Source organism: Citrobacter sp. Cb004, from assembly GCF_030337065.1.
Lineage (GTDB): Bacteria > Pseudomonadota > Gammaproteobacteria > Enterobacterales > Enterobacteriaceae > Citrobacter > Citrobacter braakii.
In genome coordinates this window covers 234,386-259,029 of record NZ_JAOWCH010000066.1, presented here as the reverse complement: position 1 = coordinate 259,029, position 24,644 = coordinate 234,386, and the positions used below count along the sequence as shown (strand labels likewise).

The window sequence follows — 24,644 nt, the reverse complement described above, 5'->3', positions numbered from 1 at the left end:
TTATCCGGCCTACAAACCGTAGAGGACAACGCTATCCGGCATTCACAGGCATTTGTCGGAATCGACGCACTTCTCCCAGCAACAGCAGCAGTAGCAGACCGACAATCACCAGCCCAAACCCACTTACGCTTGCCGAAGCAACCGGTGTCATCATCGCCCCCAACCCCCCTAACAGCGCCGCGCCGATCGCATCTCCTGTTACGTTCTGCGCAGTCCACAAACCGTTAATTCGCCCGAGCATCGCTTCTGGCGTCTGCGTCTGTAACAGGGTGTACTGCAACAAAGAGCTGACCGCACTCAGCCAGCCGAACAGCGCCAGGCAGACAACGCCAAGCTCCCAGACCGGCATCAACCCAAACAGACCGATAGCCAGGAACGAAGCCACGGTCGATACCAGCATGATCAGTCCCGGACGCACGCTGTGCGCCAGTTGCCCGCTGGTCAACGCGCCCACCGCCGCGCCAAGAGGAATGGCCGCATACAGCAGACCTATTTGCGCGCTCGACATTTGCCAGTTAATCGCCAACGCGGGATACAACACGCGCACGGCGCTCGCCATAGTCAACAGACCGCCAAGCAGCGCAATGCCGCCAATCAGCGGGCTGGCAAGCAGAAAGCGAAATGCTGCCAGCAGCGATTTTAGCGGATGCTCGCGCGGCTGCGGCGGAGGCGGCAGCGCAGGAAGGCTCAGCAACGGCAGCAAGGTAATGAAAGTGCCCGCCGCCGCCAGACCGTAGTTCCACGCCACGCCACCGGTCGCGAGCAATACCCCGCCAAGCATCGGCGAAATAACCGAACCCAGACGTACCGTCAACATGGTAATCGCCCCGGCCTGCATCAAATTCTCCCGCCCAACCAGCGCCGGTGTTGCCGCCAGCAACGCGGTCACGCCCAGCGAGGCAAAGAAACCGTCCCATAAGCCAAGCAAATAAATCGCCAGTAAAGACGGTTCGGGCAGCAGCGCATTCAGACACAGACCAATAAAGCCGATTCCGCAGGTTCCACGAGCCAACAGGATCACTTTTTTACGCTCATAGCGGTCGGCCAGCACCCCGCCCACCATCAGACCAATAAACATTGCGCTGCCGGTCAACGTCACTGACAAACCTACCTGCCAGGTCGACTGGGTCATCATCTGGATCTGTACCGGAACCGCCACGCCGAGTAGCCCCAGAGAGACAATGGAAATAAAACGGGCGAGGAAGACGGCGCGAAATGCAGGGTGGGTCTTTAACAGGCTGAGATTGAGCAGCCAGGATTGTCGATTCATTACAGAGCCTTACCAGGTACTTTTTCAATATCCATTCGATGGCTGCACATGCTAACATATCCAAATAAGATCGATAACGATAATTACTATCATTATCAGGGAAGTTGATATGTCATGCTCTGTTTCCGCGACACGTGCCTTCGCCGTGCCCGGACTATTGTTATTACTTGTTCTCACCACGGTATTAAGTCTGGTTATTGGCGCCAAGTCGCTACCTGCCTCCGTGGTGCTGGATGCACTTACCGGCAGTTGTCAAAGCGCTGATTGCACCATCGTGCTGGACGCGCGACTGCCGCGCACGCTGGCGGGGCTGCTCGCCGGTGGGGCGCTGGGTCTGGCTGGTGCATTAATGCAAACGCTCACGCGTAACCCTCTCGCCGATCCCGGCATTCTGGGCGTTAACTCCGGTGCCAGCTTCGCTATTGTGCTGGGAGCCGCGCTGTTCGGTTTTTCCTCTGCGCAAGAGCAACTGCTGATGGCCTTTTCAGGGGCGCTGGCCGCGTCGCTTATAGTGGCATTTACCGGCAGCCAGGGCGGCGGGCAGTTAAGCCCGGTACGTCTGACGCTGGCGGGCGTTGCGCTGGGCGCGGTGCTGGAAGGATTATCCACCGGAATCGCCCTGCTCAACCCGGATGTCTACGATCAGTTGCGTTTCTGGCAGGCCGGTTCATTGGATATCCGCAGCCTGCAAACGCTGAAGGTCGTCCTGGTGCCGATACTGATTGCCGCGGCTGTCGCGTTGTTCCTTAGCCGTGCTCTGAATAGCCTGAGCCTCGGGAGCGACACCGCCACCGCGCTTGGCAGCAAAGTCGCTCGCACGCAGTTTATTGGCCTGCTGGTGATTACCGTACTGTGCGGCAGTGCGACCGCGATTGTCGGCCCTATCGCCTTTATCGGCCTGATGATGCCGCATATGGCACGCTGGCTGGTGGGGGCAGATCACCGTTGGTCGCTGCCCGTTACCCTGCTGGCAACCCCCTCTCTGTTGTTAATTGCCGATATCATCGGTCGCCTGATTGTCCCCGGCGAACTGCGCGTTTCAGTGGTCAGCGCATTTATCGGCGCGCCGGTGCTTATCTTTCTGGTACGCCGGAAACCGCGCGGGGGTGGCGCATGATGCACCTCTCCCGCCGCCTGATCGTCAGCAGCCTGCTGCTGGTTGTAGGTTGTCTCGCCGTTGGCTTGTGGAGCCTGCGTAGCGGCGTCGTGACGCTGGAAACCCAGCAAATTATTGCCGCTCTGCTTGGCGATGCGCCGCGCAGTATTACGCTGGTGGTGACCGAATGGCGTTTGCCACGCGTGCTGATGGCGCTATTGATTGGCGCGGCGCTCGGCGTGAGCGGTGCAATATTTCAGTCGCTGATGCGCAACCCGCTGGGCAGCCCGGATGTGATGGGTTTCAATACCGGTGCCTGGAGCGGTGTGCTGGTGGCAATGGTGCTGTTCGGACAGCATCTCACCGCTATCGCGCTTGCGGCCATGGTTGGCGGGGTCCTGACGTCTCTGGTGGTCTGGGCGCTCGCCTGGCGCAATGGTATCGACACCTTCCGGCTGATTATTATTGGGATCGGCATACGCGCCATGCTGGTTGCGTTCAACACCTGGCTACTGCTGAAGGCATCATTAGAAACCGCGCTGACCGCCGGACTGTGGAACGCCGGAACGCTCAATGGCCTGACCTGGGCCAAAACCTGGCCTTCTGCCCCACTGATTATCCTTATGCTGGTGTGCGCCACGCTGCTGGTGCGCCGGATGCATTTACTGGAAATGGGTGATGACAGCGCCTGTGCGCTTGGCGTCAGCGTAGAGCGCTCACGTCTGATGATGATGCTGGTTGCGGTTGTACTGACCGCTGCCGCCACCGCGCTGGCTGGCCCTATCTCGTTTATTGCCCTTGTCGCCCCACATATCGCGCGGCGGATTAGCGGCACATCGCGCTGGGGATTAACCCTGTCGGCGCTGTGTGGCGCGTTGCTGCTGTTGATGGCGGATTTATGCGCCCAACAGCTGTTTATGCCTTATCAGCTTCCGGTGGGCGTTGTCACCGTAAGCCTCGGCGGTATTTATCTTATCGTCTTGTTAATTCAGGAGTCCCGCAAAAAATGATCGAATCAGTAGCCCGTTTGCGTGGCGACCAGTTAACGCTGGGTTATGGCAAATTTACCGTAGCGGAAAACCTCAATGTGTCGATTCCAGACGGTCACTTCACCGCAATTATCGGGCCAAACGGCTGCGGAAAATCAACGCTACTGCGCACGCTTAGTCGTCTGATGACGCCCGCGCACGGTAAGGTCTGGCTCGACGGCGAGCATATCCAGCACTATGCCAGCAAAGAGGTTGCTCGCAGAATAGGTTTGTTGGCGCAGAACGCCACCACGCCGGGTGATATTACGGTACAGGAGCTGGTTGCCCGTGGGCGCTACCCGCACCAGCCATTGTTTACCCGCTGGCGAAATGAGGATGAAATCGCGGTCTCAAACGCAATGCAGGCGACGGGAATCACTCATCTTGCGTCACAAAGTGTGGATACCCTTTCCGGTGGACAACGCCAGCGCGCATGGATTGCGATGGTGCTGGCGCAGGAAACGTCGATTATGCTGCTCGACGAACCTACCACCTGGCTGGATATCAGCCATCAGATAGATCTGCTGGAGCTGCTGAGTGAGCTAAACCGGGAGAAAGGATATACGCTGGCCGCCGTTCTGCACGATCTTAATCAGGCGTGTCGCTATGCAACGCATCTGATTGCGCTGCGTGACGGAAAAATTGTTGCCGAGGGTGCGCCGAAGGAGATCGTCACCGCGCAGCTTATTGAAAAAATCTATGGTCTGCGCTGTATGATTATCGACGATCCGGTTGCCGGAACGCCGTTAGTGGTGCCGCTTGGGCGCAATAAATAGCAAGATTTACCGTCTGGCGGACTGTTCGCCGCCAGACGAAAAGTCATCACACCAGTTGTTGGTCAATAAACGTCATTTTTTGCTTACGCGCCACCATGGCGTAATTCAGCAGAACACCACCGCACGCCACCATGCCACCCAGCAAAGCTGCCAAAATAACGATCATCGATTTTGCCGGACCATCTTTATGCACTGGCAGCGAAGGTGAAAGTTGATATTTAAATGGCGTAAATTTTACATCATTCACATTCATAGCTAACAGCTGTTCAACGTGATATTGGCGGTTACGTAATTCACCGTTAATTTCAGCAACATCCGTTACCGACTTTTCTATTTCTAATTTACGTGCAATGCCATCAGCGCCCAGTGAAATAGAGAAATCAGGGTCATCTTTCACCGCTTGGCCATTACTGTAGACCGGTTTTTTAATCCCAGCGGCATTCGCAATTTCCAGTGAATAATGCAGTCGCTGGATTTTGGCGTCCAGTTGATTCTTAAGCCTGACGCGATCCATCTCCAGTCTTTCTTTCTCAAAGCTGGTTTTGATGGACTGTTTATTACGAATATCTTCCAGCGTTTCTTTCACCACAGCATCAGAAATATACTGGATATAGCCCTTCAGCACAGACTGGGCTTCTTCAGCCTGGGGCGCGGTAAAGCTTAGCGTCCATGCGGTATACAGCGAAGTCTCATTCTTTTTTCCCACATTGCTGTCAACGGCGTTCATTTTTTCACTGAGCCTGACAATTGCCCGATGCAGGTCCATTTCATCGATATCCGCGCCTTTCAGTTGTCCCATCACGTAAGGAGAAGAACGCAGATACTCTTCCAACAATGAGGGCGACTGAAATTTTTTGATAAACAGGTTAAATACATCACCACGGCTAACGTTAATATCCATATCCAGCACGCGCAATTTGGTCAACGTATTTTCGAGGTTCTGCCACTGGACGGGCTCGGCCGGCGTCACGATGGCCTGACTGGTCCATTTTTGCGGTAGTAGAAAAGAGAACAGAATACCCACACAGGCAAAGGCGAAAACGGTCGCCATAATTTTCGTCCTGGCGCGCCATAAGATTTCGATTAGATTAACTAAATCGATTTCGTTAGCATTTACCGCTGGCTGAGGATACGCAGTAAAATCCGAAACGTTATCTTGCTTAATATTTAATGATGACATGTGTGTGACCTGAGATCCGTACCCAAAGAAGAACATTTCCGAAAGAGAAGTCTACCAGTTAGTAAGAATTATCCGAAACACTCTTTGTGCACGAAGCCCTACCAAAAATTATATTCGGAATTTATTCACCCTTTTAATCGCCCTCATCACACCAAAAAAGATCAACCCCATAACATAATTATTACATCATGGGGTTATTTGATTGTCGCGATAGTAAGATTCGCTTTGTTACACCGATTTATTGATCAGGGTGTTTATTATTGGCCCTATCGCCTCAAACAAGCTGGGAGAGATAATATCAACATGCGCGCAGTCCTGCCGATATACATCCAGACTGGATATCCACGGTGACCAACTGCGTTCAGGACTGACCCCCGGCACTAAGGTGCGCTCAGCGACGAACAGCGTGGCGTGACCAGCAAATGGCACGCTGTGTGCCGTGGTGAGCAGGCGAACCGCATCGGCGTAGTTGCCTTCGATAGCATTAAATAAGGCCTCTGACGCATTCCCCTGCTGCGCTGCCAGAAACGCTTCACGTTCACGCTCGATCTCGGCCAGTACCGCGGGATCCAACCCATTAGCCTCCTTTTCCTGCCAGTTTTGCGTTTCCGGCGGCCAGGTATCCAGCAGCCCCAGGAATGCAACTGTCTCTCCTCTGGCATGTAAGCGTGCGGCGATTCCCTGCGCCAACGTCCCCCCCAGCGAGTAGCCTAATAAATAATAGGGACCATGAGGCTGCTGGCTGAGCAGCGTTGCCAGGTGATGTTCGCATACCGCATCAAGGTTTTCCGCCGTCTGCATAGGGCCATCCGGTCGCGGCGACTGAATGCCAATAATCGACCACTGCGGACTGAGGTAACGCGACAGCACGCTAAACTGCCAGGCGAAACCCGACGCCGGATGGAAGCAAAACAGCGTTGGGCCATGACTTTCACGCAGCGGCAGCAGCGTCTCGAATCCCAGACGCTGCGACTGTTCATCATCATTGCTCTCCAGCAGTGCACTCAGTTGTTCAACAGTAGAAGCCACCATTATCTGCCCAGGCGTTACCTGACGCTCAAAAATCCGGCTCAACTGCGCTGCCAGCTTCATCGCCAGCAGCGAATGTCCGCCAAGCGCAAAGAAGTCAGCCTCTACGTCATTAACCTCGCAATCCAGCAAAGCCGCAAAAGACTGCGCGATGGCGGTTTCAGTCCCTGCTCGCGGCGCACGTCCTGACGTACGCGACGTCAACTGCGGCATCGGCAGCGCTTTACGATCCAGTTTACCGTTTGCACTCAGCGGCAGCTCCGCCAGTTGCAACAATACCGTCGGCACCATATGCGCAGGCAGTTTTTCACGCAGAGTTTCTCGCAATGCAGACGTATCCAGCGGTAACCCCGATTGCGACACCAGATACCCCACCAACTGTCGTGCATCGCCGCCTGTCGCCGCCGCCTGGTTGAATACGCAGGCGTGGGCAACGGCATGTTCGACATCTGGCAGTTGCTGCATCACCCGATCAATCTCACCGAGCTCAATGCGCTGTCCGCGAATTTTAAGCTGGTCATCGCTGCGCCCGAGGTATTCCACTGCGCCATTCTCCAGCCAGCGCGCCACATCCCCGGTACGGTACATGCGTTCACCAGGGTTAAATGGATCGGCGATAAAGCGGCTCGCGGTTAGATCCGCTCGCCCCAGGTATCCTTGCGCCAGTTGGATCCCCGTCAGATAGAGATCACCTGCCACGCCAAAGGGCACCGGGCGCATCATGGCGTCCAGGATCCGTAAACCGGTATTCCATACCGGATAGCCAATCGGCACGCTATTGCCCGTTACGGCAGCGAGATCGTCCCCCCAGGCCGGATACCAGCTCACATCGACTGCCGCTTCCGTTGGCCCGTATAAATTGTGCAGTGGCGCATGAGTCAACTGTTCCCATTCGCGGCATAAATCTGCAGGTAAGGCTTCGCCGCTGCAGAATACCCGTTTCAGCGAGGCACAGCTCTCCCGCGCGGTTTCCGGCGTCAGTGAAGCAACAAAAGCGGCCAGCATAGAGGGAACAAAGTGCGTGGTCGTCACCCCTGACTGCGCAAAGAACTGCTGCATCGCCAGCGGATCGCGGTGCGCTTCAGGTTCTGCCATGACCAGTTTTGCCCCGGCAATAAACGGCCAGAAAAACTCCCATACCGAGACGTCAAAACTGCACGGCGTTTTTTGCGCCACCACATCATCCGCGGTCAGTGGATAGTGATTTTGCATCCACAGCAAACGGTTAACGATGGCTGTTTGCCCAACCATCACCCCTTTTGGTCTGCCGGTAGAACCGGAAGTAAAAATAATATAGGCCGTATGATTAGGTTGAGATAGCGCCAGCGGTGCAGCATCCTCTTCTGGCAGCGGCGCGTTGTAGCACAGACTTTCCAGCTCCGGAATATCGCTAAAGCGCGCCAGTTGCTCTTCGGTCGCGATCAACAATTTTGGCTTCGCGTCTTCGAGCATCATCCGCAGGCGATCGTCCGGGTATCCGGTATCCAATGGCAGCCAGGCGGCTCCCGCCTCAACAATACCGTGCAGTGCCAGCGTGAGGAACACGGAACGCGGTAATGCCACGGCAACGCTGTCACCAGGCTGTACGCCACGTTCGCGCAGGCGGCGCGCCAGCGCCACGACCTGTTGGCGCATTTCACGATAGCTAAACTGATAGCGGGCATCAGCCAGCGCCGGGGCATCCGGCGTTTTATCGGCCTGCTGTGCCACCAGCGCGCTCAGCGTGGTGGACGGGATCGCCACGGTCGTGTCGTTAATCTTCGCCAGCCGCTCATGTTCTGTCGGCAACAGCATCCCGGCATCGCCGCAGCATAGCGACGGATTGTCGGCAAACTGCGCGATAAGCGCGGTTAAACGCGATGCATGTTGCGCCAGCGTCGCGGCATCGTAGCGCTGTTTATTGGCCAGGATTTCAATACTCAGCCCGCCGTTTTCATCCGGGAACAGCGCCAGCTCCAGATCGTTCACCGGACCTGTCGCCAACGTATGGGTTTGCGCCTGAACACCAGGAATATTCAGTTGATAGTCGAATATTTTCACGTTCAGTACCGGGCCAAACAGCGGTTCGGCACCGGCTGCGCGCCCGCTGTCGCGAACAATTTGCTCAGCATCATATCGCTGATGTCGGCGCATTTTCTTCAACTGTGCGGCCAGTCGTTGGGCAAGTGCAGGCAAGCTTTCTGCCGCATTCAACTGCACGCCAAATGGCAGGACGTTTAAAACCGGTCCGGTGGACGTGAGCGCCGCCGACCCCATACGCCGCATAAAGATAAACCCGGCGGCATATTCCATTCGGCTGCATAAACGTCCGAGCCACAACGCCACCAGCGCAAGGGCCAGATCCGCACGCTGAACGTCTGGCATACGTGCCGCAAGCCGGCGAAACACCCCTTCAGGCGCGGTTAACTTCAGACGAATAATATCCGCGCTGGCCGACCGCCCTGGCAGGGGTTTGTTAGACAGCGAAGCCGGAGGTGGGAGTTGCTTTCGCTGCTCGGTCCAGAAGGCGCCGTCGCGTTGCCAGGCATCGCTTTGCCGATACTGTTGATACTCTTCCACCACCTCAGAAAATGGCGTAAAAGGTGATTCCGGCGTGGGCTCGCCATGCAGCCATGCGCGGTAAATTGCGGCTATCTGGCGGGTAATGGCCGGGAAACTGAAGCCATCAACCAGCAGATGATGGTAACGCTGATACCAATACCAACGCTTTTCTCCCACCTGAATGAGCAGGTGAAAAACCAGCGGCTTAGTGCCATCAGCACGGATGTCCTGCTGCAGGTCTGCCTGCATCAAGGCGCGCGCTGCCGCATGCGGATCGGATTTTTCGCGCAGATCGATAATTTCTGGTGGCGCAAAGGCAAGCGCAGAGTCTACCCATTGCCAGACCTCGCCGTTATCTTCGCTAAACCGCATCCTTAGAGTATCGGCCTGCTGCAGACCCGCCACTACCGCTTTCGCCAGCAACGGTGCGTCCAGTTCGCCGGTTAATTCTACGTAGTGCGCCACGCTCCACGCTGAGGGCAATGTGGAGAGTTTTTCCGCCATCCAGATCCCCGGCTGAGCCGCAACTAACGGTAAACGTTGAGTCATGGAGCCTCCTGCACATCGACGTAGTTCGCTGGCGTCAGCGTGGTCCAGTTTGCATCCAGCCATTGCTGGCAGGCTTCCTGTGATTGGGGTGCGCACGCGACCGTCCAGCCAGCAGGAAGTGAGCATTGCTGCGGCCAAAGGCTAAACTGACGTTGGGGATTTTGCAGAATGTAAAACTGGCCCTGCGGATTATCGAAGGGGTTACTGAATTCCATACTCAACTCCTGTCGTGGAACATCGTCCGGTTAAATCGTGTCGGTAAGCGGTTGCCAGAGCGTGATCAGCCCTTGCATCAGTCCGCCGCGCCAGCAAAGCGCATCGTGTCCACCATCAACCTGACGCCAGAAAATAGACTGTGGTACAGAGGGTAACTGGGCATATAGCATCTGATTGGCGCGATAAATAATGGGTTCGCGGATCCCGGCTTCCAGGACAATACGCAGCCCCTGGGCGCTTATCTTTCCGCTCTTCAGTTGCTCAACGATCGCCCCATCCTGATGACCACCACGATGCGGCCACCAATAAGAGCCCGACTGGCTGAGCACACAGCCAAAGCGCGCGGGCCAGTTCAGCCCGGCATACAGCGATGACAGCCCGCCAAAACTTTGCCCGGCGACGACGGTACGCTGCGGGTCGTCACTGAACGCGGTCGTGGTCTTCACCAGCGGCAATAACTCCTGCTGTACCGCCAACCAAAAATCCGCATTACACGGCAATTCGCGGCTGCGGTGAGCCGTGTCGATGGTATCAATCAGGAGATAAACGGCGGGCGGGAGGTGTCCGCGATGGGTGAGTGAAGTCAGCGCAGGCCAGACCGGCATACTCTGTGCCCAAAACTGTCCGTCCAGCAGGATAGCCAGCGGACGCGCTTCCGGCTGGGCTTCACCAGTGGTAAACACCCACACGCGGCGCGTATTGCCGAGCCTGGCGCTACGCCATTGCAGGCAAACTGCGGGCGAGTCGGGGTTTTCAGGTCGATCCCATCCCGGTTGTACGGGTGCATCAGGCATTTCCAGCGCAGACACCGCATGGCCACGACCGCCCTGCCAGCTCTGCGGATTGAGGGGATCGGCAATAGCCTGCGGCAACAATTGCCGCCAGCCTTCACGCAGCACGGTTCGGTCAGGCGCTTCGCCCGGCGTCTGCGCGGCAAAAATATCATTTCGTTCTGTTGGGATAAAACAGTAACTGCCGCGCCAGTTGGCGCTAAGGGAAACACTCCAGCACCAAACATTTGTTCCGTCAATGCGTTGCATCGACTGCGGGGTGGCATTTTGATGGTGGTCGGTGACGCCGGTGATATAGACCCATACGCGATGAATGGCTGACTCTTTTTCCGTTCCCTGCGGGTCGCGCCACCAGAAGGTTACCCGATAATTTCCGTTGTCTTCACGCTCCCACTCCGGGCCTTTTTTTGACTGCCACCACGCCTCGCTTCCCATCTTTAACGTCGTCACCGCCATAACCCCATGTTTATTGTCAAATTTTATGATCTAGCGTGAAATATATTGATAATATTATTGATAACTATTTGCATTTGCAATAGCGTATTGTCGCGCTGTGGGAAGCGCGCACAGTTTTTCACCACTTATAAACCGGCCTGGCGCTGCGTACTTTTTCTGGAATGGAGGGTTTACGCGGATGCGGGCGACATCAGACCAAATGCCGCACCACGGCACATTGGTACTCGTGGCTAAAAGAACAGCAGGACATACAATGAACAACAAGATTCATTCACTGGCCTTATTGGTCAATTTAGGGATTTACGGGGTAGCCCTGCCAGCGATGGCAGAAGATCAAACCGATAGCGCCGCTGTCTCTCATGAAGACACCATCGTGGTTACCGCCGCCCAGCAGAACCTGCAGGCACCGGGCGTTTCAACCATTACCGCTGATGAAATTCGTAAGAATCCTCCCGCTCGCGATGTGTCGGAAATCATCCGTACCATGCCAGGCGTCAACCTGACCGGTAACTCAACCAGCGGTCAACGCGGCAACAACCGCCAGATCGATATTCGCGGCATGGGGCCGGAAAACACCCTGATTCTGATCGACGGCAAACCGGTAACCAGCCGTAACTCTGTGCGTCAGGGCTGGCGCGGCGAGCGTGATACCCGCGGCGATACCGCATGGGTGCCACCAGAAATGATCGAACGTATTGAAGTGCTGCGCGGTCCTGCCGCGGCACGCTATGGCAACGGTGCGGCTGGCGGCGTGGTGAATATCATCACCAAAAAAGGCAGCAACGAATGGCACGGCTCCTGGGATACCTATTTCAACGCCCCGGAACATAAAGACGAAGGTTCAACCAAACGCACCAACTTTAGTTTGAATGGCCCGCTGGGCGGGGATTTCAGCTTCCGTTTGTACGGTAATCTCGATAAAACCCAGGCCGACGCGTGGGATATCAACCAGGGTCATCAGTCAGAACGTACCGGCACGTATTCAAATACTTTACCGGCTGGTCGTGAAGGGGTGATCAACAAAGACATTAACGGCGTGGTTCGCTGGGATTTCGCCCCGCTCCAGTCACTGGAACTGGAAGCTGGCTATAGCCGTCAGGGCAACCTGTATGCGGGCGACACTCAAAACACCAACACCAACCAACTGGTGAAAGATAACTACGGGAAAGAGACCAACCGTCTTTACCGCCAGAACTACTCTCTGACCTGGAACGGCGGCTGGGATAACGGCGTCACTACCAGTAACTGGGTGCAGTATGAACATACGCGCAACTCCCGTACGCCGGAGGGCCTGGCGGGGGGTACCGAAGGGATTTTCGACCCGAATGCGTCACAAAAATACCTCGACGCCGACCTGAGTGACGTCATGCTGCACAGTGAAATCAGCATTCCGTTAGATCTGCTGGTTAACCAAAATCTGACGCTCGGTACCGAATGGAACCAGCAGCGCATGAAGGACATGTTGTCCAATTCGCAGACCTTTATGGGCGGTGATATTCCAGGGTCCAGCAGCACCAACCGCAGCCCGTACTCAGACGCAGAGATTTTCTCTCTGTTTGCTGAAAACAACATGGAACTGACCGACAGCACCATGCTGACGCCAGGTTTGCGTTTCGATCATCACAGCATTGTGGGCGATAACTGGAGTCCGTCCCTGAACCTGTCCCAAGGTCTGGGCGATGATTTCACCCTGAAGATGGGGATTGCGCGCGCCTATAAAGCGCCAAGCCTGTATCAGCTCAACCCGAACTACATTCTGTACAGTAAAGGTCAGGGTTGCTACGCCACCGGCTCCGCGACCGGTATTGGTTGCTACATGATGGGCAACGATGATCTGAAGGCCGAAACCAGTATCAACAAAGAGATTGGTCTGGAGTTCAAACGCGACGGCTGGCTGGCTGGGGTAACCTGGTTCCGTAACGATTACCGTAACAAGATTGAAGCAGGTACAGTCCCGTTCGACAGAACGTCTATCACCAACAAAGGGAAAACGACTTATACCGATATCTATCAGTGGGAAAACATTCCTAAAGCGGTAGTTGAAGGTCTGGAAGGAACGTTGAACGTGCCGGTTAGCGAAACCGTTAACTGGACCAACAACATTACCTACATGCTGCAAAGTAAGAATAAAGAGACCGGCGAGCGTCTGTCGATTATTCCTGAATACACGCTGAACTCGACCCTGAGCTGGCAGGCACGTGAAGATCTGTCATTGCAATCCACCTTCACCTGGTACGGCAAACAGCAGCCGAAAAAATACGATTACCAGGGTAAACCCGTTACCGGTAGCTCGGCCAGTGAAGTCAGCCCATACAGCATCGTCGGCCTGAGTGCGACCTGGGATGTGACGAAAAACGTCAGCCTGACCGGCGGCGTGGATAACGTCTTTGACAAACGTTTATGGCGTGAAGGGAATGCCCAGACCACGGGCGATATCGTGACCGGGAACTATATGGCGGGCGCAGGCGCGCACACCTATAACGAACCGGGCCGGACGTGGTTCATGAGCGTTAACACACACTTCTGATAACGTTTTTCCCTCTCCTCGCTGCGGGGAGAGGGAAAGCGTAAGAAATCATGCACACAACGCACATCCCGCTCCCTTTCGCAGATCATACGCTGCACATTGTCGAATTTGATCCCGACACTTTCCATGAGCACGACCTGCTCTGGCTCCCCCACCACACTCAGCTCCACTCCAGTGGGCGTAAGCGTAAAGCTGAGCACTTAGCGGGGCGTATTGCTGCAGTCCACGCACTGTGTGAATTTGGCCACAAAACCGTGCCCGGCATCGGTGTGCAACGCCAACCATTGTGGCCGCAGGATCTGTTTGGCAGCATCAGCCATAGCGCAACAACGGCGCTGGCGGTCGTATCAACGCATCCCATTGGGCTGGATATAGAAGCTATTTTTACACCACAAACCGCAGTTGAGCTGGCTGATAGCATTATTGATAACCACGAACATCAGATTTTGCAGCATACCTGCCTGCCCTTTCCGCTCGCCTTAACCCTGGTATTCAGCGCAAAGGAGAGCCTGTATAAGGCGTTTTCCAATCAGGCATCGGGGCTACCAGGTTTCACCAGCGCAAAAATCACCGCACTCACGACTCAGCAATTAACATTACAAATCATGCCGTCATTTTCGGCAAACCTCGGCAATCAAGAAGTTAACGTTCATTGGTTTCAGCGTGATAAAAATATCGTGACGCTATTTCCATTCTCACCATCAGGATCGTGATCCTTTTCTCTTTTTAAGAAATTAGCTGCGCAAATCGTAGACAGTTCGATTATCTCGACTTATCGTTAACTTGAATAATAAATCATATTTGAATAAATATTCAAAGTGGAGAAAGAGATGAACAAGACCTTGATTAAATCCGTATTACTGGCCTCGATCCTTACCGCATCGGGTTCGCTGTATGCTGCCGACAACGGACTGATTGCGATTATTACCCCTTCTCACGATAACCCGTTTTTTAAAGCCGAAGCCGACGGTGCAGTCGCCAAAGCAAAAGAGCTGGGATACGCCACGCTGGTTGCCTCTCATGATGATGACGTCAATAAACAAAACCAACTGATTGAGACTGCTATTGCTCGTAAAGCGAAAGCGATCATTCTCGATAATGCGGGTGCAGATGCCACCGTAGGGCCGCTGGAAAAAGCCAAAGCAGCGGGTGTAGCTGCTTTTCTTATCGATCGCGAAATCAATAAAACCGGCATCGCGGTGGCGCAAATCGTGTCGAATAACTATCAAGGCGCACAGCTCGGCGCAGAGAAGTTCGCCAGGTTACTGGACGGAAAAGGGAAGTACGTTGAACTGCTGGGACGTCAATCCGACACCAACGCCCATGTACGCTCGCAGGGGTATCACGATGTACTCGATGACTATCCGGACATGAAAATGGTAGCCCAGCAGACGGCAAACTGGAGCCAAACCGAAGCCTTTACCCGAATGGAAGCCATTCTACAAACCAACCCAGATATCGTAGGTGTGATCTCAGGTAACGACACTATGGCGCTGGGTGCAGAAGCCGCATTAAAAGCGGCGGGGAAAAATAATGTCATCGTGGTCGGTTTTGATGGCAGCGACTACACCCGCGATTCAATCATTAATAAAAGCAATATTAAAGCGACAGTACTGCAGCCCGGCTGGCAGCAGGCGCAAATGGCTGTTGAGCAGGCGGATTACTATCTGAAAAACGGCAAAGCCCAGAAAGAAGAAAAACAGCTCATGGATTGCGTGCTGATTGACGAAACCAATGCCAGCAAGCTGAACAAGTTCAACCTGAGCCACTAAGCGGAGGCACTATGTCGTTAACACAATGGGGTGCCGCGCTGGTTGGATGCGCCACCCTGTTGCTGACGGCCTGTACGGTAGTTGACCTCGACGAAAACGGCAAACCAATTATCCCGGCCGATCCTCAGGCCAAAGCCAGTTTCGACAACCAGACTCCCGATCAGATCGCGCAACAAACCTGGCAATCCCGCGTCCTGGAAGCGGCACAGCAACATGTTCTGGATGCTTCAGCGCTGACCACTCGCCTGAAGGCCCCCTCACCCGCTCCCGAAAGCGTGTTTGTACGCCTGACCAGCCAGATTGATAGCGTCGACACCACCAATGGGCGAGAGCACACCATCGTGGTGAGGGTCAATGATATGCCCGTCACGATTCAGATTGGCCCGGTAATGCGTGGCAATGCTATTCGCGATGCCAGTGGTTTCAAGTTTGAAGATTTTACTAACCAGGTTCAGTTTGCTCAACTGTCACGGGCTTATAACCGTGAAGCGGCGAAACAGTTACCCGCCGTAGACACTAGCTGGCAAGGGAAAACTGCCACGGTGCTGTTCGCCGTGACGTTGAATGCTGGAAAAGCGGAAAACGCAGCAGCACTGACGCTGGAACAGGAGGCTCACTAATGCGCAATACCTCAGCTGATGACATCATCCTGCGCACGCATGCCATTTCAATGCTGTTTCCCGGCACAATTGCGCTGGACAGCGTCGATTATCAGGTCTGGCGTGGCAAGGTGAATGTGATTATTGGTGAGAATGGTGCGGGGAAATCGACGTTGATGAAGATCCTCGCTGGCGTTCAGCAACCCAGTAGCGGTGAGATATCGCTCAATGGAAATCCCGTGCGCTTTGCCAGCACCCGGGATGCTGCGGCACATGGAATTGGTATGGTGCATCAGGAGCTAAACCTGTTTGAGAACCTCTCCGTCGCGGAAAACATTTTCCTCGGTCGGGAGATTCAAAAAGGCATGGCTCCCATTAATGAGGCCGAGCAAGAGAAACGCACCGCGGAATTATTAACCCGGCTCGATCAGCCGATATCACCGCGCGACCTGGTTGGCAATCTCAAAGTAGGGCAGCAACAGCTGGTCGAAATCGCCAAAGCACTGGCTGAAGATGCAGATATCCTGATTCTTGATGAACCCACCTCAGCGCTCAGTAAAACTGAAGTCGAGATTCTGTTTCGCGTGATCCGTGAACTTACTCGCCAGGGCGTGTCGATAATCTATATCTCCCATCGCCTCGAAGAATTGATGGCAATTGGCGATGTGATCACTATTTTACGCGATGGTAAATTTCAAGCCGAAGCCAAGGTTAGCGACATCGATGTCCCGTGGATTGTGCGCGAGATGTTGGGCAGTGATCCGGTAAGCAACTTTCTCGAACCCGGCCGCACGTTTGGAGCTCCGGTTCTGGAAGCTGAACATATCACCTGCGTGAATACCGCTGGCAGCGCAGTCGTCAATGACGTCACCTTTAACGTTCATGCCGGTGAAATTGTCGGTATCTATGGACTTATGGGGGCTGGGCGAACCGAATTGTTCGAGTGCTTGTTAGGTACTGAGCGCAACTACCTCGGAAAACTGTGGCTCGACAGCAAACCGGTCCCGCAGCGCTTAACCACCGCCGATCGCATCCGTATGGGAATGAGTCTGGTGCCGGAGGATCGCAAGCGCACAGGGATTTTCCCCATTTCATCCGTCGCCACCAATCTGACCATTGCCAGCCTTTGGCGGCGTCTGCAACGTGGCTTTGCCATTGCCCGCAAAGATGAAGAGGCCGTGGTCGCCAGCACAATTGGCAATCTGTCGATAAAAGTCTCCTCGCCAGAGGTTGAAATTCAGGCGCTGAGCGGGGGGAACCAGCAAAAAGTGGTGATTGGTCGCTCTCTGCTCACCAATCCCAAAATTCTATTTCTTGACGAACCCACACGCGGCATCGATGTCGGGGCGAAAGCCGATGTGTTCCGCATGATGGTCCAGCTTTCCCAGCAGGGTATTGCTGTGGTCTTCTCCACCTCAGATTTAAAAGAAATTATGGCGGTTTCTGACCGCATTCTGGTGATGTCCGGCGGCAAGCTAACTGCCGATATCGCCCGCGATCGTGCCGAAGAATCGGCGCTGGTAACCGCAAGTGCTCAGGGGTTCTGATATGAAAACACTACAATCTGCCGCCATCGCGCCTCGCTCCACAGTCGCCTTCTCTCGGGAAAATATCCTGCTACTAATCCTAAAACTGCGCACTTTTATTGCACTGTTTTTAATCGTCGGGTTCTTTGCCTTCACCGTACCGGGATTTCTCTCTGGCGGCAGCATGGTCATTATGATCAAGCATATCGCCATTAACGCCTTTCTGGCGCTGGGGATCACGTTTGTCATTATTACCGCCGGGATTGATCTCTCAATTGGCGCTACGCTTGGGCTGTGCGGCATGGTCGCGGGATGGCTAATCACTAAAGGCATTGTATTGCCAATGTTCGGCATCGCAATTTTCCCCAGCGTCTGGGTGATTGTGCCTGTCGTCTTGTTGATTGGTGGGCTGATTGGCGCGGCGAATGGTTGGATCATCACCCACTATAACGTCGCACCGTTTATTTGTACGCTCGGAACCATGTACGTTTTGCGCGGGGCGGCGATGCTGACCTCCGATGGGCAAACCTTTCCTGGGCTTTCCGGCAATCCGCAGCTCGGCAATACCGGTTTTGATGAGATTGGTGCCGGTACACTGTTTGGGATTCCGTGGGCCATCTGGATGATGATTGTGCTGGCACTGGTCATTGCTTACGTCGCTCGTCGTCTACCCTTTGGTCGCCACGTTTACGCCATCGGGGATAACGAGCGCGCTGCTGAGCTGTCAGGGGTAAAAGTAAAACAGGTGAAAATCTGGGTGTATACCCTATCCGGACTGTGTGCCGCGATTGCTGGAATTGTGGTCTCGGCACAGCTTTCCGCCAGCCATCCGGCCAACGGTACGGCATTTGAGATGAACGCCATTGCCGCAGTGGTTCTCGGCGGTACGTCACTGGCCGGTGGACGGGGCACGATTTTAGGCACGCTGATTGGCGCTTTCGTTATCGGTTTTCTGGCCGATGGTCTGGTGATGATGGGCGTCAGCGAGTTCTGGCAAATGGTGATTAAAGGTATCGTGATTATCGTCGCGGTCATCATCGACCAGATGCAAAACCGGATGCAGCAAAAAGCCGCGGTGGTAGCACAAAAGGCGGCGATGGAAAGTCAGTAATCCCCTCTGAAAAGTCTGATATGTACAACCAGACAGCTCCAGGGGCCTCCTGGGGCTGTCAATTGTTTAACTCACCGTGACATCACCCTTTCACCAGACTGCGGGCTGTCGGGTAGTCGGTGATCAATACGTCAATATAATTCCCCTGCAATGCCCCGCGTATCGCATTCTGTTTTTCCACACCACCAGCCAAAGCAATCACGTGGTTACACTCCCGGATCTGCGAAAGCTCCATTCCGATGACCGGGTCTTCCTCATGGCTGAGTACCGGGTTACCTGCTGCATCGTAATAATGCAGACAGATATCGCCTACCGCGCCGCGCTCGGCGAGCAGTCGCAACATTTCTTCGTTGTAGTAGTTGCCTGAGTTTTTCAGCAATTGAGAAGGCTCCAGTTCGCCAATACCGACAATTGCCACATCCACTTCAGCAAACTTTTCAACCACCGCGGCAACGTCAGGGCTGTTAACCAACCGTGTACGCTCTTCAACCGAATGCTCAATACTTTGTGAAGGCAGCAGCCAGGCCGGACAGCCAAGGTGCGCTGCCAACTGTTGCGTAAGAATCGTGGCCTGCACGTTACCATTCGGCCCTACGCCGCCCAGCAGTTGGATCACACCCGCCGCACGGATATTTTGCGGGTGCATCTCATCGACCATACAGCGAATGGTGCTACTCCAGGAGGAAATTCCAACCAGGTCCTCGGCTCGCAAGCGGGTTTCAACGTAATGCGCCGCCGCGCTGCCAATAGCATGCTTAATTTGCGTATTGCTGGGGTTGTCACCGACATCCACGACAATCGCCTGACGAATACCAAACTGCTCTTCAATGGCTTTTTCCAGCGCCACAAAGATATTGGTCGGCTGTACGACGGTGATTTTCACCAGCCCTTCTTTCTGACAACGCGTTAAAGCACGGGAGACAAAGGACTGCGACAAATGCAGCAGCGTGGCGATTTCAGACTGTTTTTTATTTTCGGCGTAGTAAAGCGTGGCAATCTTAACCAGCAACCGCTGTTCATCCTGCTTTGACATGGCATTCCCCCTGATAAACTGCCTGTTATTTTTATTCATACCTGAATAGATAACAAGTCATCAGTACCTTTCCAGTTATCACGTTAGTGTGATCCTTTTCTCTTTTCTCCAAAATTTGGTGGCACAAGCCGTAGACAAACCGCCAGACAAGGCATATCTTTAATCATGAATAATAAATCAGTAGTGAATATTTATTCTAACCAATAACGACTGACTGTTTTATCTGCAGATTACGTGGTGGGTAGAGAGACAGTTGCACTACTGCACTCACATGGAATATTTATTCATTCAAGATTAAACATTCAAGAGGTGTCTTATGAATCCGTTTTCGCTCTCAATACCTGAGCTAGAAAAGAAAGCACGTGCCGTGCGTCGCCGCATTATCGTGTTGAATGCTGAAAGCCCGGCTGGCGGGCACACTGGCGCAGACCTGTCGCAGGTTGAACTGCTGACAGCACTCTATTTTCGCATCCTGAATTGCTCCCCGGAGATTAAAGAGAGCGACGAGCGCGATATCTACATCCAGTCAAAAGGTCACGCTGTGGGCGGTTACTACTGTGTCTTGGCAGAAGCCGGTTTTATTCCTGTGGACTGGCTGGCGACCTATCAACACGCTGATTCGCATCTGCCGGGGCATCCGGTAAAACATAAAACGCCAGGAATTGAATTGAATACCGGAGCTCTTGGTCACGGTCTGCCGGTTGCAGTAGGGATTGCGCTGGCGGCTAAACGCAGCAACAGCAAACGCCGGGTGTTTGTCGTCACCGGTGATGGTGAACTGGCCGAAGGCAGCAACTGGGAAGCGGCACTGGTCGCTGCCCACTATAAACTGGATAACCTGATTATCATCAACGACAAAAATAACCTCCAGCTTGCCGGATCAACCAAAGAGATCATGAACACCGATCCGCTGGATGAAAAATGGCGAGCCTTCGGTATGCAAGTCACAGAGTGTCGCGGGAACGATATGAGCGATGTGGTGCGCACGCTGGAAGGATTAACCCCTGAAGGCAAGCCATATGTCGTCATTGCACACACCACCAAAGGAGCCGGGATCTCTTTTATCCAGGGCCGCCCGGAATGGCACCACCGCGTGCCAAAAGGAGAAGAAGTTGAACTGGCGCTGGAGGAACTGAAAGATGCGTAATAGCGAACACCTCGCCACCGTCATGGTGAACACGTTAATTGCCGCGGTCAAACGTGGAATGGATGTTGTGCCGGTGGTGGCTGACTCAACATCAACAGCAAAAATCGCCCCATTTATGAAGGAATTTCCCGGTCGTCTGGTCAACGTGGGTATTGCCGAACAGACGTTGGTCGGTGCTGCTGCCGGACTGGCGCTGGGCGGTAAAATCGCCGTCACCTGTAACGCTGCGCCCTTCTTGATTTCTCGGGCCAATGAGCAAATTAAAGTCGATATTTGCTACAACAATACCAACGTGAAGTTGATTGGCCTGAACGCAGGGGCCAGCTACGGACCGCTCGCCAGTACGCACCACAGCATTGATGATATTTCCGTGCTACGCGGTTTTGGCAATATTGAGATTTACGCCCCGTCCTGTCCGGTGGAATGCCGACAGATTCTCGACTACGCCTTAAGCCACATAGGTCCGGTTTATATTCGCCTGGATGGCAAAGCCTTACCCGAATTACACGACGAAAACTACCAGTTCGCGCCGGGTAATATCGATATTTTGCGCAAAGGAAAAGATGTCGCACTGGTGGCAATGGGCTCAACTGTGCATGAAATTGTCGAGGCTGCCACAGTGCTGGAACAGGCGGGTATTGACGCCAGCGTAATCAGTGTACCGTCAATTCGTCCCTGCAATACCCAACAGTTACTGGCGGCTTTAACCCACTGCAAGGCAGTGGTTAGCGTGGAAGAACATAACATTAATGGCGGCGTGGGAAGTCTGGTGGCTGAAGTGCTGGCAGAAGCTGGCTGTGCCATTCCACTGCGTAGATTGGGGATTGCCGATGGCCAATATGCAATCGCAGCCGATCGTGCAGCAACGCGCGCGCACCATGAAATTGACGCGGCGGGTGTCGTGAAAAACGCCACCGCACTGTTGCTGGCAACACGATAAACAATAACAACAACAGAACACTTACTGGAGAAAGCGATGTCACGAATTCCTCATCAGTTGACCATGGCGGTGATTATTGGCAATCGGGGATTTTTCCCGAGCTATCTGGTTGCTGAAGCCCGCGAACAAGCCAGCGTGCTCTTTGAACGGCTGGGCATTAACACCATTATGCTCAACGATACGCAGACAGAACTCGGCGGTGTTGAAACCCGTCAGGATGCGAAAGTTTGTGCTGAACTTTTCCGCGCTCACCGCGACAAGATTCACGGTGTGGTGGTACTACTGCCGAACTTTGGCGATGAAAAAGCGATAGCGGAAACGCTGCGACTTTCCGGTTTAGATGTCCCGGTTCTAATCCAGGCGCAGGAAGACAACCTGGATAAAATGGGGCTTGCCACTCGCCGTGACAGCTTCTGCGGCAAGATCTCCCTGTGCAATAACATGCGCCAGTACGGTATTCCGTTTACGCTAACCACCCAGCATGTCTGCGACCTGTCAGGAGAGGTGTTTGCACAAGACCTGAAACGTTTCGAACAAATCTGTCGCGTGGTCGCCAGCATGCGCGGAGTTCGCGTCGGCGCTATCGGCGCACGTCCAGCTGGGTTTAACACCGTCCGCTACAGCGAAAAATTGCTCGAAAGACTGGGTATTGCCGTCGAAACACTGGATCTGTCTGAAGTCTTTACCCGCATCAAACGACTGCGCGACGACGATATCCGGGTGGATGAAAAACGCCGCCTGTTGATGGATAACGCCGACGCCAGCGCCATTCCAGCAGACAAACTGGTCACCATGGCAAAACTGTTTGTCGTTATCAGCGAATGGGTCATCGCTAATGATATTGATACAACTGCCATCCAGTGCTGGACCTCGCTGCAGGAAAATTTAGGCATCAACGTGTGCTCAATCATGAGCGTGATGTCCGGGCAGTTAATGCCCAGTGCCTGCGAAGTGGATGTGATGGGCGCGTTGTCAATGTACGCCCTCGCCAGCAGCAACTTAAGTCCAGCGTCCATTGCCGACTGGAACAATAATTTCGGCGACGATCGTGATAAATGCGTTCTTTTTCACTGCGGTAATTTCGCATCAGCCAGTCTGGACAGCCCGAAGATGGGGACGGCGGATATCATCGGTACCACCGTCGGTAAAGAGAACACCTGCGGTGCAGTTCACGGTCGTATGAAAAGCGGTGCCTTGACCTACTTCCGCCTGAGTACCGACGATTTAACCGGCGAAATCAAAGCCTACGTCGGTGAAGGGCTATCGGTTGACGATCCGCTGGACACTGTCGGCTGCCGAGCGGTAATCCAGGTGCCTCATCTGGAGAACCTACTGGCCTGGATTTGTCGTAATGGCTTTGAGCATCACGTGGCAATGAACCATTCCGCCAGCGCAGAGGTACTGCATGAAGCTTTCACCCGCTATCTCGGGGTGGATACCTTTTTCCATCGCTAATACTCAGGGAAACCGAAGGGCTGGAGAAAACAATGTCAGCACAAAAAGACATTATTATTGCGCTTGATGAAGGCACCACCAATGCCAAAGCCGTAGCGCTGGATGGTCAGGGAAACGTGGTCGCGAAGTTCTCCCGCGCGCTGGCGATCCACACGCCCCGTGAAGGCTGGGTTGAACAGTCAGGTGATGCACTTCTGGACGCATCACTGGATGTTGTGGCACAAGCCATTACCTGCGTCGGCGCACAACGCGTCGCAGCGCTGGCGATCAGCAATCAACGTGAAACGGCGATAGGCTGGTATCGTGCCAGCGGTCGCCCTCTCGGCCCTGCTATCACCTGGCAATGTTCGCGCACGGCCGATTTTTGCCGTGCATTACGTGAACAGGGGCACGAGGCGTACATAAAATCCATCACCGGATTACCCGTTGCCCCACTCTTTTCCGCCTCTAAAATACGCTGGCTGCTGGAGTCAGTTCCCAACGGTATGACGCTCGCACAGCAAGGGGAAATATGTCTCGGGACCATCGATAGCTGGTTACTGTGGAACTTAACGCACGGCAAGGAATTTCGTTGCGACATCTCCAACGCTTCACGCACGCAGTTGCTCAATCTCAACAGCGGACAATGGGATAGCGAGATGTTGGATCTATTCGGTATTCCGCAGCAGGCGTTACCCGAAGTTTGCCCTTCCAGCCACCATTTTGGCGTAACAAAAGGTCTGGAGAGGATACCTGATGGAATCCCTATTCTGGCGATGATTGGCGACTCTCATGCTGCGCTTTTTGCCCATGGGCTGGGTATGGAAGGCTGCGTCAAAGCGACCTATGGCACCGGATCTTCCGTTATGGCTCCCGTATTCTCGGCGCAGTCCGAGGTGAGCGCGCTGGCAACGACCATAGCCTGGCATGACGCTGACACCCTGGTCTACGGACTGGAAGGTAATATTCCGCATACGGGAGATGCCGTCGCATGGATGGCCGATAGCACAGGTCTTAGCGAATTACCGGAAGAGCAACTGCTTCATGAGCTCAATACGCTGCCCGCGACGGTTGACTCCACGCTGGGCGTCTATTTTGTTCCGGCCCTTACCGGGCTGGGCGCGCCCTGGTGGGATGAAGATGCCCGGGGGTTGATTCACGGTCTCAGCCGCGGAGTGAAACGCGCACATCTGGTACGTGCTGCACTGGAGTCGATTACCTATCAGATTGCCGATGTTGTTTTAGCGATGCGCCAGCACAACGGTTTTCGACTCAGCGCGTTAATGGTTGATGGTGGGCCAACAAAAAATGACTGGCTAATGCAGTATCAAGCCGATTTATTGGGCTGTCCGGTGATGCGCAGCGATATCCCTGAACTTTCCGCTATCGGTGCCGGATTGCTGGCACGCAAGAAGCTGCAAGGTGCATCTACCTGCCAGTTGCGAGATTATCTGCCCGATCACGTATCGTTCCAGCCAGACATGGCGCGCCATGGGAGATTGCAAAAACGCTGGCATGAATGGCAAGGGGCCGTCGAACGCACCCGTTGGCAAACCCGTTAATAAATCAACGCTAATGATAAATGCGCCCGCAGCCATAACTGACTGTGGGTGCACTGTTAAT

The 24,644-nt window shown here is 54.3% G+C and carries 19 protein-coding genes; 13 read left to right on the top strand and 6 right to left on the bottom strand.

What is annotated here, in order from left to right:
- Positions 1-31: 31 nt before the first annotated feature.
- Positions 32-1,270 carry an enterobactin transporter EntS gene (gene entS / locus OGV65_RS18430; RefSeq protein WP_016152195.1) on the bottom strand — a complete coding sequence of 413 codons (1,239 nt, stop codon included), beginning with the start codon at positions 1,268-1,270 and terminating at the stop codon, positions 32-34.
- A 109-nt stretch (positions 1,271-1,379) separates the two neighbouring features.
- On the opposite strand from entS, the gene fepD reads away from it, so the two are divergent.
- The 3 genes from fepD to fepC are packed head-to-tail and all read left to right on the top strand — an operon-like array spanning position 1,380 to position 4,170.
- Positions 1,380-2,387, top strand: a complete 1,008-nt coding sequence (fepD, locus tag OGV65_RS18425; protein ID WP_200079473.1) for a Fe(3+)-siderophore ABC transporter permease — start codon at positions 1,380-1,382, stop codon at positions 2,385-2,387.
- Complete coding sequence (gene fepG, locus OGV65_RS18420) at positions 2,384-3,376, top strand: iron-enterobactin ABC transporter permease (RefSeq protein ID WP_279265174.1); 993 nt, start codon at positions 2,384-2,386, stop codon at positions 3,374-3,376. The genes fepD and fepG overlap by 4 nt, the downstream gene beginning before the upstream one ends.
- On the top strand, positions 3,373-4,170 hold the full coding sequence (gene fepC, locus OGV65_RS18415; protein WP_046275116.1) for an iron-enterobactin ABC transporter ATP-binding protein: 798 nt from the start codon (positions 3,373-3,375) through the stop codon (positions 4,168-4,170). Before fepG ends, fepC begins: the two co-directional genes overlap by 4 nt.
- A gap of 46 nt (positions 4,171-4,216) precedes the next feature.
- Here fepC and wzz(fepE) read toward each other — a convergent pair whose 3' ends face one another.
- The 4 genes from wzz(fepE) to fes form a co-directional block, all read right to left on the bottom strand.
- A complete protein-coding gene (wzz(fepE), locus tag OGV65_RS18410; protein WP_279265175.1) occupies positions 4,217-5,350 on the bottom strand; it encodes an LPS O-antigen length regulator Wzz(fepE) in 1,134 nt (377 codons plus the stop codon).
- A gap of 228 nt (positions 5,351-5,578) precedes the next feature.
- Entirely contained in the window at positions 5,579-9,469 is a 3,891-nt protein-coding gene (entF, locus tag OGV65_RS18405; RefSeq protein WP_286455312.1) for an enterobactin non-ribosomal peptide synthetase EntF, read from the bottom strand.
- Positions 9,466-9,684, bottom strand: a complete 219-nt coding sequence (locus OGV65_RS18400; RefSeq protein WP_153690635.1) for an MbtH family protein — start codon at positions 9,682-9,684, stop codon at positions 9,466-9,468. The genes entF and OGV65_RS18400 overlap by 4 nt, the downstream gene beginning before the upstream one ends.
- A 30-nt stretch (positions 9,685-9,714) precedes the next feature.
- Positions 9,715-10,932 (bottom strand): enterochelin esterase, encoded by a 1,218-nt coding sequence (fes, locus tag OGV65_RS18395; RefSeq protein WP_200079468.1) that lies wholly within the window; start codon positions 10,930-10,932, stop codon positions 9,715-9,717.
- Positions 10,933-11,185: 253 nt separating this feature from the next.
- Here fes and OGV65_RS18390 point away from each other — a divergent pair, with 253 nt between their 5' ends.
- From OGV65_RS18390 to OGV65_RS18365, 6 genes are all read left to right on the top strand, one after another.
- A complete protein-coding gene (locus tag OGV65_RS18390; RefSeq protein ID WP_016155941.1) occupies positions 11,186-13,459 on the top strand; it encodes a TonB-dependent siderophore receptor in 2,274 nt (757 codons plus the stop codon).
- A 50-nt stretch (positions 13,460-13,509) separates the two neighbouring features.
- Positions 13,510-14,172: an enterobactin synthase subunit EntD gene (entD, locus tag OGV65_RS18385; protein ID WP_046275120.1), complete on the top strand. Its 663-nt coding sequence runs from the start codon at positions 13,510-13,512 to the stop codon at positions 14,170-14,172.
- 117 nt (positions 14,173-14,289) lie between these two features.
- Positions 14,290-15,231, top strand: coding sequence for a D-ribose ABC transporter substrate-binding protein (locus tag OGV65_RS18380; protein WP_049282465.1), 942 nt, complete (start codon positions 14,290-14,292; stop codon positions 15,229-15,231).
- Positions 15,232-15,242: 11 nt separating this feature from the next.
- Positions 15,243-15,851 carry a DUF2291 family protein gene (locus tag OGV65_RS18375; RefSeq protein ID WP_016152185.1) on the top strand — a complete coding sequence of 203 codons (609 nt, stop codon included), beginning with the start codon at positions 15,243-15,245 and terminating at the stop codon, positions 15,849-15,851.
- Positions 15,851-17,377 carry a sugar ABC transporter ATP-binding protein gene (locus OGV65_RS18370; RefSeq protein WP_286455311.1) on the top strand — a complete coding sequence of 509 codons (1,527 nt, stop codon included), beginning with the start codon at positions 15,851-15,853 and terminating at the stop codon, positions 17,375-17,377. Before OGV65_RS18375 ends, OGV65_RS18370 begins: the two co-directional genes overlap by 1 nt.
- 1 nt (position 17,378) lies before the next feature.
- Positions 17,379-18,467, top strand: a complete 1,089-nt coding sequence (locus OGV65_RS18365; RefSeq protein ID WP_016152183.1) for an ABC transporter permease — start codon at positions 17,379-17,381, stop codon at positions 18,465-18,467.
- Positions 18,468-18,549: 82 nt separating this feature from the next.
- Here OGV65_RS18365 and OGV65_RS18360 read toward each other — a convergent pair whose 3' ends face one another.
- Complete coding sequence (locus OGV65_RS18360) at positions 18,550-19,500, bottom strand: sugar-binding transcriptional regulator (protein ID WP_047358065.1); 951 nt, start codon at positions 19,498-19,500, stop codon at positions 18,550-18,552.
- Between the two features lie 316 nt (positions 19,501-19,816).
- On the opposite strand from OGV65_RS18360, the gene OGV65_RS18355 reads away from it, so the two are divergent.
- Genes OGV65_RS18355 through OGV65_RS18340 form a run of 4 tightly spaced genes read left to right on the top strand, consistent with a single transcriptional unit; the run spans position 19,817 to position 24,583 of the window.
- Positions 19,817-20,647 carry a transketolase gene (locus tag OGV65_RS18355; protein ID WP_016152181.1) on the top strand — a complete coding sequence of 277 codons (831 nt, stop codon included), beginning with the start codon at positions 19,817-19,819 and terminating at the stop codon, positions 20,645-20,647.
- Positions 20,640-21,587 carry a transketolase family protein gene (locus OGV65_RS18350; RefSeq protein WP_016152180.1) on the top strand — a complete coding sequence of 316 codons (948 nt, stop codon included), beginning with the start codon at positions 20,640-20,642 and terminating at the stop codon, positions 21,585-21,587. The genes OGV65_RS18355 and OGV65_RS18350 overlap by 8 nt, the downstream gene beginning before the upstream one ends.
- A gap of 36 nt (positions 21,588-21,623) precedes the next feature.
- Positions 21,624-23,042, top strand: a complete 1,419-nt coding sequence (locus OGV65_RS18345) for an L-fucose/L-arabinose isomerase family protein (RefSeq protein WP_016152179.1) — start codon at positions 21,624-21,626, stop codon at positions 23,040-23,042.
- A 32-nt stretch (positions 23,043-23,074) separates the two neighbouring features.
- The gene (locus OGV65_RS18340; RefSeq protein WP_286455310.1) at positions 23,075-24,583 is read left to right on the top strand and encodes an FGGY family carbohydrate kinase; all 1,509 of its coding nucleotides are present in this window, start codon (positions 23,075-23,077) and stop codon (positions 24,581-24,583) included.
- The last annotated feature ends 61 nt before the right edge of the window (positions 24,584-24,644 follow it).

Coding starts and splice junctions, on each gene's coding strand:
- fepG (WP_279265174.1), top strand. CDS start 2,384: ATGATGCACCTCTCCCGCCGCCTGATCGTCAGCAGCCTGCTGCTGGTT.
- OGV65_RS18370 (WP_286455311.1), top strand. CDS start 15,851: ATGCGCAATACCTCAGCTGATGACATCATCCTGCGCACGCATGCCATT.
- OGV65_RS18400 (WP_153690635.1), bottom strand. CDS start 9,684: ATGGAATTCAGTAACCCCTTCGATAATCCGCAGGGCCAGTTTTACATT.
- OGV65_RS18350 (WP_016152180.1), top strand. CDS start 20,640: ATGCGTAATAGCGAACACCTCGCCACCGTCATGGTGAACACGTTAATT.
- fepD (WP_200079473.1), top strand. CDS start 1,380: ATGTCATGCTCTGTTTCCGCGACACGTGCCTTCGCCGTGCCCGGACTA.
- OGV65_RS18375 (WP_016152185.1), top strand. CDS start 15,243: ATGTCGTTAACACAATGGGGTGCCGCGCTGGTTGGATGCGCCACCCTG.
- OGV65_RS18380 (WP_049282465.1), top strand. CDS start 14,290: ATGAACAAGACCTTGATTAAATCCGTATTACTGGCCTCGATCCTTACC.
- entF (WP_286455312.1), bottom strand. CDS start 9,469: ATGACTCAACGTTTACCGTTAGTTGCGGCTCAGCCGGGGATCTGGATG.
- fes (WP_200079468.1), bottom strand. CDS start 10,932: ATGGCGGTGACGACGTTAAAGATGGGAAGCGAGGCGTGGTGGCAGTCA.
- OGV65_RS18365 (WP_016152183.1), top strand. CDS start 17,379: ATGAAAACACTACAATCTGCCGCCATCGCGCCTCGCTCCACAGTCGCC.
- entS (WP_016152195.1), bottom strand. CDS start 1,270: ATGAATCGACAATCCTGGCTGCTCAATCTCAGCCTGTTAAAGACCCAC.
- OGV65_RS18355 (WP_016152181.1), top strand. CDS start 19,817: ATGAATCCGTTTTCGCTCTCAATACCTGAGCTAGAAAAGAAAGCACGT.
- OGV65_RS18340 (WP_286455310.1), top strand. CDS start 23,075: ATGTCAGCACAAAAAGACATTATTATTGCGCTTGATGAAGGCACCACC.
- OGV65_RS18345 (WP_016152179.1), top strand. CDS start 21,624: ATGTCACGAATTCCTCATCAGTTGACCATGGCGGTGATTATTGGCAAT.
- fepC (WP_046275116.1), top strand. CDS start 3,373: ATGATCGAATCAGTAGCCCGTTTGCGTGGCGACCAGTTAACGCTGGGT.
- entD (WP_046275120.1), top strand. CDS start 13,510: ATGCACACAACGCACATCCCGCTCCCTTTCGCAGATCATACGCTGCAC.
- OGV65_RS18360 (WP_047358065.1), bottom strand. CDS start 19,500: ATGTCAAAGCAGGATGAACAGCGGTTGCTGGTTAAGATTGCCACGCTT.
- OGV65_RS18390 (WP_016155941.1), top strand. CDS start 11,186: ATGAACAACAAGATTCATTCACTGGCCTTATTGGTCAATTTAGGGATT.